Genomic DNA, 10,296 nt, shown 5'->3' with positions numbered 1-10,296 from the left:
ACTGATCCCAGTCCCTGTCCTTAGTGAACTTCAGTACCTCTTTCTTAACCTCTTCAAAATCCATAGCCGTCAAAACTCCTCCACATATTTCATAAAATAATCTCTAAGCTTCTCATCGCACACATACAGATAAGTACCCCGGATTCCCCTAGTCATCAAAACATAATATATATTTTTGATATATAGATCCAGTTCCTCATCTGAAGCCGACTGCTTACCACGCTTGTCATAATAACAGGACCTGTCTACATATATCCTGCCCTTCTCATCGTCGTACCTGATATCTTTACCCAGAATGACAAAGGCATAATTAAGGTCATAACCCGCACTCGTATGGATGCATCCCACCTCATCGATCGCGCCATCGCTGTTGATCCAATTATTCAGACAATGATTCCACCTCTTTTTGACACCCTCGATCTCAATGTCGTATGCATTCTTATCATTCTTGGTCTTCCATTCCCACGCATACCCTGCAAGCATCCTGCAAAGCTCCATCTCCTTTTCTTTGGCAAAAAGCTCTTTGTTAAAAGAGTCAAAGCGTGTGAAAATCTTAAAGTCGTAATCAGCAAACGTCTTCCTCGGAACATCAACGCCGTGAAGTATATCATTTATATAGTTGATATATTCCTCTCCACCCTTAACACGCATCTGCATCCTCAAAAAATGCGTCAGATACGCAGTCATACGCCTTCTTCTCGAAAGCTCCATCTTCACCTTGTCCTGAAATACCTCGATAGTCGTACCCGATGGGCCTGATAACTGGTCCGGGTCAAAAAAGAAAACCGGAGTCTTTGAAATCTTCAGAATCCAGTCAAGCTCTGTAGCATCACTTGGGAGACCCAGCTTTTTGTTGTTATTATCATAAGCCTGATAACCAACAATACTGCGCCTTACCTGAAGTTTTTGAGCTTCGTCGACAAAAAGGATATCCCACGAACCAGCCTTAACCGCTTCTGATGCACCAATAACATCTTTGGCCGCAAGACCTTCTATCTTTTTGAAAAGACTCTTCAGCGTAGACCGGAGCGATGTCTGCGGAATTATAAGCCCCATCTTCTTTTCCCGGAAAGGAAATCTATGGGTCTTCTCATCCTCGTAATCCCTTAGATACTTCATCAAATAAACTGCGACAATTGTTTTGCCAGTGCCGGGGCGGCCCTCAACTACTATAGGCAGCTCTTTGCCTTCCCTGATCTCTCTGATGATATCGTCGGCAAGCATCTTCTGATCTTTATTTAATTCTTTAAAAGGAGAATATTTGTAGAACTCGCTGTTCTTGATGTATTCCAGAGTGTGCTCAGCAAGATTATAGGACCTTAGTTTATTCCATAACTCTTCGAAGGTCTCATCATATTCAGGCTTGCTAAAATAGTTCTTATTAGCAATACCATCATTTTTATTGGTAATAGTATATTTGCCATCTGCGGAAACAAACTGAATAAGCTTAGACTCATAATCAAAAGTCACAGACTGATTGAATCTGCCGGAGTATATGAAATGAACCTTATTAAATTCGCGCTTTTCCTTGTTGTTATAATGCTGCTTCATTCTCTCTGCAACATTAGTAGACTCGCCAATATAGACCTTATCTCCGTTTTCCAGGATATAAAGCATCGGCCAGTTGCCAAGATAATCATCGTCCCCATAACTGTCGCTGGGGAATTGATGATTGGTTATGACATAGAGGTTTTCTTTGGTAGCTTCGGAATTGTTCATATAATTGCTCCAGTCTTAAGGGGTTATACAATACTATAATAAGTATACTACACTAAGACTAGTGGAAATCCCTCTTGGAAGAAGGTTAGGTACCTGATCAAAGCTTCTTGCTATTATCATATCTATCATTTTGGAAAAAAACAACAAGTCTCCCACGACGCAAACGCCACGTGACATTGCCTAAACAAAGACAAGCAGCTGCTAAAAATGATACTTCATATTATGAAGCCTCTTGCCAACTTAGTAGATACGTGACATTGGATACGTTAAACAGATTTATGATAATCGACAAAACAGTACTTACAGATGCTGGGTACAAGCTGATACCTCATTAAATGGTGGGTCAATTCACAGTGCAAAAATCTGTATTTAGAAATAAATCTGACCCACCTACAAAACTGCCAAGGTGGAAGTTTAGATGGGTCAGATTCAAGTATAAAAGTGGGGCAATTTTACTTGACAATCAACACGGATCTTAAGTTATAAAAATCTGAATTATCGTTAACACAACACGATACTTTAGTTGAGTGTTTTTTTATCAGAATAAAGGATTGTCTTTATTATAGTAATTGTAGTTATACCTTCTAAGAATTTTTATCAGCTTACTTTCTAGTCTATCGTAATCATTGCTATAAGTATATTTTATGCATTCAAGATGGATATTATTCTTATTGCAGTAATCACTTTTTCTCTCATCATAGGTTCTTTGTTGTATAAAGTTTGATTCCAAGTCATTGTTTTGTTCCTGTACAACAAAAATACCATAGTCATTATAATACCCTGGGCTAAAATGATGTGGTCCTTGTAATTCAATTACAAGATCATATTTTGGCTTGCCGTTTGCATCCATTTCCTTATATAATGCAAAATCAAATCGTAATAATTTTCCATAGTTGCCTTCAAGTCCTTTGAAAGACACCTCTCTTGCAAATGTTATCCCAAGATCATTTAATATTTCCATGGTCTTAGCCTCAAAAGATGATATTGTATGGCATCTTTTACATGAAATCTTTGGATAATACCCACAGTAATCATCGTCATAATCAATAACAAAATCAGATGAATCAACTTCATATTTTTTTCTACAAATATAGCATTCGCAGGCGTACTTTTTAGTTATTGTAATTTTAGCATCACCCACAATAGGCTTTTCCAACGTAAGGTGCTGTTCATCAATACATTCCTTGATATACAGTGTGTCCCATACGTTTCCGACAAAATTCTTCTTGTAGGTCTTATGGTATTCAACCTTTGCCATAAAGGGGTCATATCTGTGCTTTTCGCGTTCTAGCTCTGCTTGTTTTCTCTCCCTGTTGATTTCCTCATAGTCCTCTTCAAAAACAAGCCTTTTACTTTGTTTTTCAACTTCATCCATTTGGTCGGAGTATTCTTCTAGCTTTTTAAAGTACTTCTGCCTGTGGATGTTCTTCTCATTAAAAGATGCTTTTATGTTTTCGTACTGAGCAAGTACACACTCAAGCCATTCGATCATTGGCTTTAAGGACTTTTTTCGATATCTGGACACCCATTTCTGAGCAAAAAATAGTGCTTTCTGATATTGAAGCTGGTTCATGTATCTGTGGCTTTTCATATCTGCTATCATAAGCTCTAATTCATTTTTAGAGTGCTCTTTAATAAATTCTTCCTGAGTAGAGAGTAAATATTTTCTTGCAAGCTCCGGTTCTTTTGGAAATTTTAAATTGTTTGGAACGAGATAGCATTCATCATAAGGCCTATACTCAACGTGATATTTGTCATTGCAATAGTCGCAATAAAACTCTATCGATGTGCTTGAAGTTTTTTCTTGTCCCCAGTCATTAGACATTTGTATCTCATAGTATCTCAAATATCCTCTGCCGCAGGCACATTTAGCCTTATATGGTATTCTTCTATCCTCTTCGTATGACATAACAACCTCTTTTTTCTAGATTCCCCTTATATAATATTGGGAATAGAGATATTTTACCAAATTATCATATGGCATTTGAAATTCATATACTATCTCGCGTGAATCTATATAGTTTACATAATCTAAACGATATTATACTTTCAGTTAGACGACGTTAGTTTTTCTCTCAAAGATGAGGTATATCCTCTATTTACAACAATATCGACATCCTCCTCGTTCAAATACATGATCCATACGCATAGTAAATTGCTTTCCACAATTCAAACACAGAAACGTTGCAGGATCCTTAGATCCTGTATAAATCAACAATTTCAACTTCCCTAATGAGCGCTCCTCAACCCTCATAGCCGCCTTTTGAAACTTGCGTTTCTCTTTCTCCTCTGGAGAGAGTGTCGGTTTTTTTATCTTAAGTTGTTTAGGTTTACGCTGAATAGCTGCTTTCTCAAGAATTCGAAGTTTTTTGGACGGCAAGTACTTGCTCTTGTCAACAATCTCAAGAGTATCCAAATTCTTTACAACTATACTTTCATATAAAGCATCTTCTGAAACATCATAATTTTCATATAGCCAAACTGACAATATGCTATTATTAAGCTTCTGCATCTTTTTTATTTCACGAGAAGCCCTATAGATATCAGTTTCAAAATAATACTCGCCTCTACTTTCAATCTTATGTTCATCATAAATTACAGACAGCTCATTCTTTTCACCCTCTGAGGTCAATCTTTGATAATTGACATACAATTTAGGACAGTTGGCCTTCAGCAAACTCTCAACATTGGGATATACCTTCTTAAATTGTATATCTTTCGCCCAATATGGCGTAACTTTCATATCCACAGGATTAACATAAATGTGATTCATGAAATCAATGTCAATTATCGCTCCATGGATTGTTCCATATCCACCAAATTTTCTCACCGCCTGTACTATTTTCTCTTGATATTGTGTATATTTGGTAAGCGGTTCCTTAATTCTGGCAATTGCTTCATCCATGTGTAGATAATAATAGCGAATATCATCGGAAACAGTAACTTTTCGACCAGTTCCTCCATTTAAAACAGAAAGCTTTCCTTTCTCATTGGCACTTATAAAACAATAGTAACCGTTCTTTTTAAGAAGATATAAAGCACTTATTTTTCTAGAAAAACTCATTTCTATCTTCTTTCCACGGTAGAAATCTATATATTTTTCTCTTGAAATAGAATATATACCATCCTCATAGCCTTCAAACGGATTATACTCTCCATCATAATAAAGACATTTCAATGCCGCTCTTCCGCATCTATAGCCAATCTGATTATCAGTGTAAATTCTTATGTCTCCATCATCATAAAAATAATTCCGGTGAGTATGTCCGCTTATATAAATATACCCTATTTGTTTATTATCATCCGCACACCAATCCCTCAAGGGCATATGTGTAAATACAATAACCCTTCGTTTAGGAATGATTTTCAAGACTTTCTGGTATATTTCTTCACATCGCCTACTCTCTTGACATTCCTCCTGACGGTTTAATATGTTCCTGTATATGCCATTATCTGCATTAAAATTGCTATTATATCCGGAAAAGCCTATACCACCAAACAGTATAATTCTTGCTTTGCTAACCTTTTCTCTAATCTCATCTTTGTTTTCATTAAGTATTTCTGTACTTGATATATACTTTGCATCCTCAAATGACAGACTATCAGAAAAAAGAATTTCATTTTGTAGAAGATACATATTGTTCTCAACCAGCAATTTGCGATATATGCTGCTTATCTCATCAATAGTTTTTCCTGGATAATTCCATAATTCATGATTACCCAACAAAAAAACCACTTGAACTTTAGAGCAACAACTGTCCAATGTTTTTCTGAGCATTTTTACAAACAGTTCAAATATACTGTAATCAGAAGCTGTATCTCCTCCTATCAATAACAACTTGGAACGTTTAGTGCTCAACATCTCATCTATAGCCTGACCAATCGTATACATGACATCTGTCACGGTTTTACATCCAGCATGCCGCAACCTATGCATGAGATGTAAATCCGTAATGTAATCTATAGTCGTTACAGTAGGAGCAATATCATGCCAATTCAACAATTCTCTAGTTGTCTCCAATGCAGGCAAAGTTTCCTTTTCATACTGAAAAGGTATAGTAAAGCTTTCCACATCAATCTCAGACACTTCATATTTTGTTTGCTTTATGCGTGCATTCTTCAATGTCCAACTTGTTACCATAACGTCTGTAAGATTAATATCAGATATATCTGTGAGATTACTAATTCCATCACAAAATATGAAATCTGCTCCTGATAAATCTCCTTTCAAAAAGTGAACAAAGTCCACAAAAAACTCAAATTTGATCGTATCAGTTTTTACAGCAACATCGTTATCACCAAACCAATACTGATTAACTTCAAATTTTTCATTGTGTCTGTTGTATACCTTTTGGATGCTATATCTGCAATTCTTTATATCTACATTCGGAAGTCTGGTTTTATCATCTATTGTGTATTTAGAGACATCAAAGTCTGGGATTTTAGCACATGATAGATCGCACCCAGAAAGATTTCCATTCAAAAAATCTGCGAAATCATCAAAGCAATCGAAATATTTTTTTCTACTAAAGACAGGATATGAACTTCCCTTTTGTAATCCAAAATCTTCAACACAATAGAAATGTGTATTACTGTCAAAAAAGCTATCTGTTTTGATAGTGATGTTTCCATTCTTTAGCATTTCAGCAGTATCTTTTAGTTTCTTCTTATACCTTGATCTTGAACTATTAGATACTGTATTGTCAGAATAAGCTGCTATTATCTTTTCCGGATCATTATCCATTAACAGAACTAGCGGTATGACCCTAGACAGGCTCGATATATTATTGGCCAGATCAATCAACCACTGCGTCTCTGATAAATGGGCGGAAATATAGTTATCAATGATGAAATCTTCATAGCCAATACTTGTGGATTTTTGTAATTTAGATAATTCTTTTTTAAATTGATCAAGTGATGAACAAGCATCAAATCTATCTATCCACTTCTTTAGATATACTTTTCTTTTCTCAGCAGATATATAGCGCTCATCTTCTATAGCTTGATTCCTAGTGTTATATTCATCAATTGAGTAATCTATGAATGCAGATGTACATATTTTTTTCTGATTAATCCTGTACTTACGTATTATATCCTTAGGAAATTGATACTGATAATAACAAGAATCACTGTAAATATCGCCATCAAGATATTCATAAAAACTGTCAAAATCAGAAAACCACTTAATGTCAGTCTCTTCATATTTCTCATGTAATCCATCATCATACCTATATGCAATAGCTTCTTCCACGTAGAAAGCATTGTGGATTACTTCATATCCTCTCTTCAAAGAACGGCGCATATGTGCTTTACGTTCCGCAACTATAATTTCATGATTATCTCTATATTCTTCCGGAATATCCTCTGGATATTTCTTCTTTTTCTTAATATCTTTTATTAGAGATTTTATGGTAGATATTTGAATCTTTTTTTTACCTATTTTTTCCATGAAATTCATAACTTCCCTTTTCATGAATCATCTCCTTATTCAAACACATAACCTGCTCCAGCGCCAATAAGACCAACAACTATACATTCATCATCCTCAGACTGCTTTGTCCCTCTAACAGAAACAATATCTTTGCCATTGCGGTCATATACAGTGGGCATAATATCAATATTTACTTTTGCCTGTGAAAGAAAACGTAAGAAATGATTATATACGAAGGTTTCTCCAATCATCTCCACTCTCTTATTGCTCTTCTTGTCACGGATACGCGCACAAAGTTGTCCTTTCTCATTCTGGTATTCCTCAATGTAACATTCAAACTTATCCATATTAAGTTCCTCCTTCAAATTTGATATCATGATGGTATCAAAATCGAAATCAGACTTATAAGAACGATTTTCGGGATTTTCTGGGAATATCTCAGCATACAGTTTTCTCATAGTGCCAATATGCTTGCCTGTCCAATTAACTGACGATTCATAAGACTTGAATACATCATACTCGTTAAAAAAAGAGGCCCAATCACTGACATTTGTGTTCTTCACAAACCAATCTTTAATTGGGATATCATCAATACTCATATTTTCTTTGAATGCAGATAGCAGGGCCAACATCTCGCAATACTGGCATTCAATCTCTGGATTTTTTAAAAAATCTGCTATAAGTCCTTCTCTATATCCAACCATTCTGCTGTCAATGGACATATGAAAACCTAGTATGGACATAATATATCTATATCCCAGAAGCATACCGATTTTATTTACGGCCACGCATAATTACATCATTCATAGTAATCCTTACAAATACAAAGTCTCAGCAAATCCGCAAGAAGCTTAAATCATCAATTATTTCATCTTGAGATGTAAGTATTTCATACAAAATACCATATCGAATTTTCCCGTTTGTCTTCTTTTGAATTCCTTCTGCTTAAAAAGGGGCAAGTATCTTATCACTCATCATCTGGAACATCTATAATTTCTTCCGAGCTCTCTTCCTGTTTTTCATCAATAGAAAAATCGCCCTCAATAAACCATTTATATGCTCTTTTTGCAATAATTTTTGTATCAATCAGGTCAATTCCGCCTCCAACAACAGCTCCTACAACAGGAATCACTTTTCCAAGATTTACTATACCTTTTGTACCAAACTTTGTAATAAACCTGAATCCAACTTTTTGATTTATAGCTGTAAGAGTTTTACCAGGAATCTTTTTTATTGCAGCAGTAAGCATTTTTGTTCCAGTCTTGACGCCAACCTGCTTTATAATATCAGCAACAGCCACTCCGGCAAGACATGCATATACCAAGGTTTGTACTTGATCGCTGTTGATATCATAGCCACCTATATATGCTGTACACGCTATCATTCGCATTTGAACATATAATACAGAACTTACATTAGCAGGTATAGTTACAGGCAAGGTGATCACTCCACCAAATCCAGTTATAAATCCAGATGTCGTGCATTTAATAACTTGATTATCTAACATTTTCCGTGCAGCAACAGATTTGTCAGGATTCTTTTTTAAATAGTCATCCGCAAAAGCTGATACTGGCTTGCTAACCTTTGGTATGCCATCTAAGCTTTTTCCATAAAGGTCATCCATAATTTTCAATATATCTTCTCGTGTTAATGGGCCTTTCTTTTTATCACCATCAGACATTTTTGACATAGTACAGAACTCCTTATCAAAATGAAATAAAACACATATCTACCACTGGCCAACTCACACTAAGCCTCTCGATCTTATAATTTTGAATAATCGATTTCTTTGGGATCTTCTCGTAACAACTCACCGCCATAAAGCAAATCTATCTGCTTAGTGTTTTTATCAATCCTATATGCTTTCTGTCCATCATCAGTTTGAACTCCAAATCCAAATGATTCAGAAAACTCGCACATTCCTATAATCTTGCCTTTATTTGCTTTTATCATCAATGAGTATGCTTCTTTTGCTGTAATCATATGAAATTCTCCATAAATACAAAAGGAGAAGCTATCGCTCCTCCGTATATAATTATAGCATTTTCCAGTTAATAGCGTTAATTATATTTGCTTTATCACCTTTTTACTACTCATTCTCATGGATTACACCGTTTACAAGGATCATAACCAAGATTTACAAGTTCATCCCTTGTGCCTTCGTAATACATTTTATTCTTTTCCTTCATATCGCTGATACTACTGCATGTTGGATAGTGGAATTTCTTGGTATTTGTATTAACAACGTAGCTGTACTGCTGTGCTGTCTGGTCTGTAGTGCTTCTGGTTATATCTTCTTCTGTCGTATCATTTGGTGTAAGAACATATCCGTCTATAGCGCTGTTACTGCCGTCTGCATAGTTGATATTTACTCCCGGCTGTACGTTATAGCAGAATACGTTGAAGCAGATTCCCTGTCCTGAATCTTCTACGGAATAGCTTTCAATCTGAACTCCTGTGCACAGGAGGTTATTACCTTCAAATACAGGTGTAACCCTGTACATTACGTGATTACCGGTTGATTCTATGTAATTCGCAACCATGTTTTCATATGGAAGCATACCATCAACGTTCATGTACCTTGTGCCTGTGACAAGGTTGTTCTCATTAGCATTCTCGCCAGTGAGCTGGTAACCTATAAGATGGCATCTATTGTAGAGATATGGCGGTTCTGAATCAACGATTCCGGGATACTTGTTCTGGTTCCAACCTGTAGGCTTTACAGTTCCGATCGATTCGCGAGGTTCTGTAGGCATTAGGTCCTGACCTATGCATGCTACAGCAGTTGTACATCTTCCAAGGCTATCAAGTGCTCCATACTGTTCGTATGATACTGTGGTGATATCGGATGCTGCGAAGGTTGGTATATTGCCGTTTAGGACTACTGATGCACTTCCTGTATAAGCCGGTATGTCGCTCTTGGCATGGGCTTTGGTAAGTGTTAATCCCGGCAGGCTACTTATCAGTCCTATAAGAATAAGCATCGCCAATATTCTGTTTATCTTGAAGTTTGCTATTCTCATGTATTTATCCTCTATCTCTTTTCCCAAAAGGTAATAAAAAAGGCACTGCACAGCTGCAATGCCCATTACTCGTGTTACATGCAACTGGCTGACTCTGAGAGTCCCTATAGCTTTGTGTCACCA

At 36.2% G+C, this 10,296-nt stretch carries 7 protein-coding genes; all 7 read right to left on the bottom strand.

Annotated elements, in window-relative coordinates:
* Positions 1 to 69: 69 nt before the first annotated feature.
* The gene (locus tag K6G87_RS05445; protein WP_296834783.1) at positions 70 to 1,719 is read right to left on the bottom strand and encodes a DUF2075 domain-containing protein; all 1,650 of its coding nucleotides are present in this window, start codon (positions 1,717 to 1,719) and stop codon (positions 70 to 72) included.
* Positions 1,720 to 2,257: 538 nt separating this feature from the next.
* Entirely contained in the window at positions 2,258 to 3,628 is a 1,371-nt protein-coding gene (locus K6G87_RS05440; protein ID WP_296834782.1) for a hypothetical protein, read from the bottom strand.
* A 186-nt stretch (positions 3,629 to 3,814) separates the two neighbouring features.
* Positions 3,815 to 7,192, bottom strand: a complete 3,378-nt coding sequence (locus K6G87_RS05435; RefSeq protein ID WP_296834781.1) for a metallophosphoesterase — start codon at positions 7,190 to 7,192, stop codon at positions 3,815 to 3,817.
* Positions 7,193 to 7,203: 11 nt separating this feature from the next.
* The gene (locus tag K6G87_RS05430; RefSeq protein ID WP_296834780.1) at positions 7,204 to 7,938 is read right to left on the bottom strand and encodes a hypothetical protein; all 735 of its coding nucleotides are present in this window, start codon (positions 7,936 to 7,938) and stop codon (positions 7,204 to 7,206) included.
* 179 nt (positions 7,939 to 8,117) lie between these two features.
* Positions 8,118 to 8,840 (bottom strand): EcsC family protein, encoded by a 723-nt coding sequence (locus K6G87_RS05425; RefSeq protein WP_330669753.1) that lies wholly within the window; start codon positions 8,838 to 8,840, stop codon positions 8,118 to 8,120.
* Between the two features lie 74 nt (positions 8,841 to 8,914).
* Complete coding sequence (locus tag K6G87_RS05420; protein WP_296834779.1) at positions 8,915 to 9,133, bottom strand: hypothetical protein; 219 nt, start codon at positions 9,131 to 9,133, stop codon at positions 8,915 to 8,917.
* Positions 9,134 to 9,249: 116 nt separating this feature from the next.
* On the bottom strand, positions 9,250 to 10,173 hold the full coding sequence (locus K6G87_RS05415) for a DNA/RNA non-specific endonuclease (protein ID WP_296834778.1): 924 nt from the start codon (positions 10,171 to 10,173) through the stop codon (positions 9,250 to 9,252).
* Positions 10,174 to 10,296 lie beyond the last annotated feature (123 nt).

The organism is Butyrivibrio sp., from assembly GCF_024699075.1.
The sequence above is the reverse complement of the archived record's forward strand: the minus strand, read 5'-3'. Positions and strand labels throughout refer to the sequence as shown.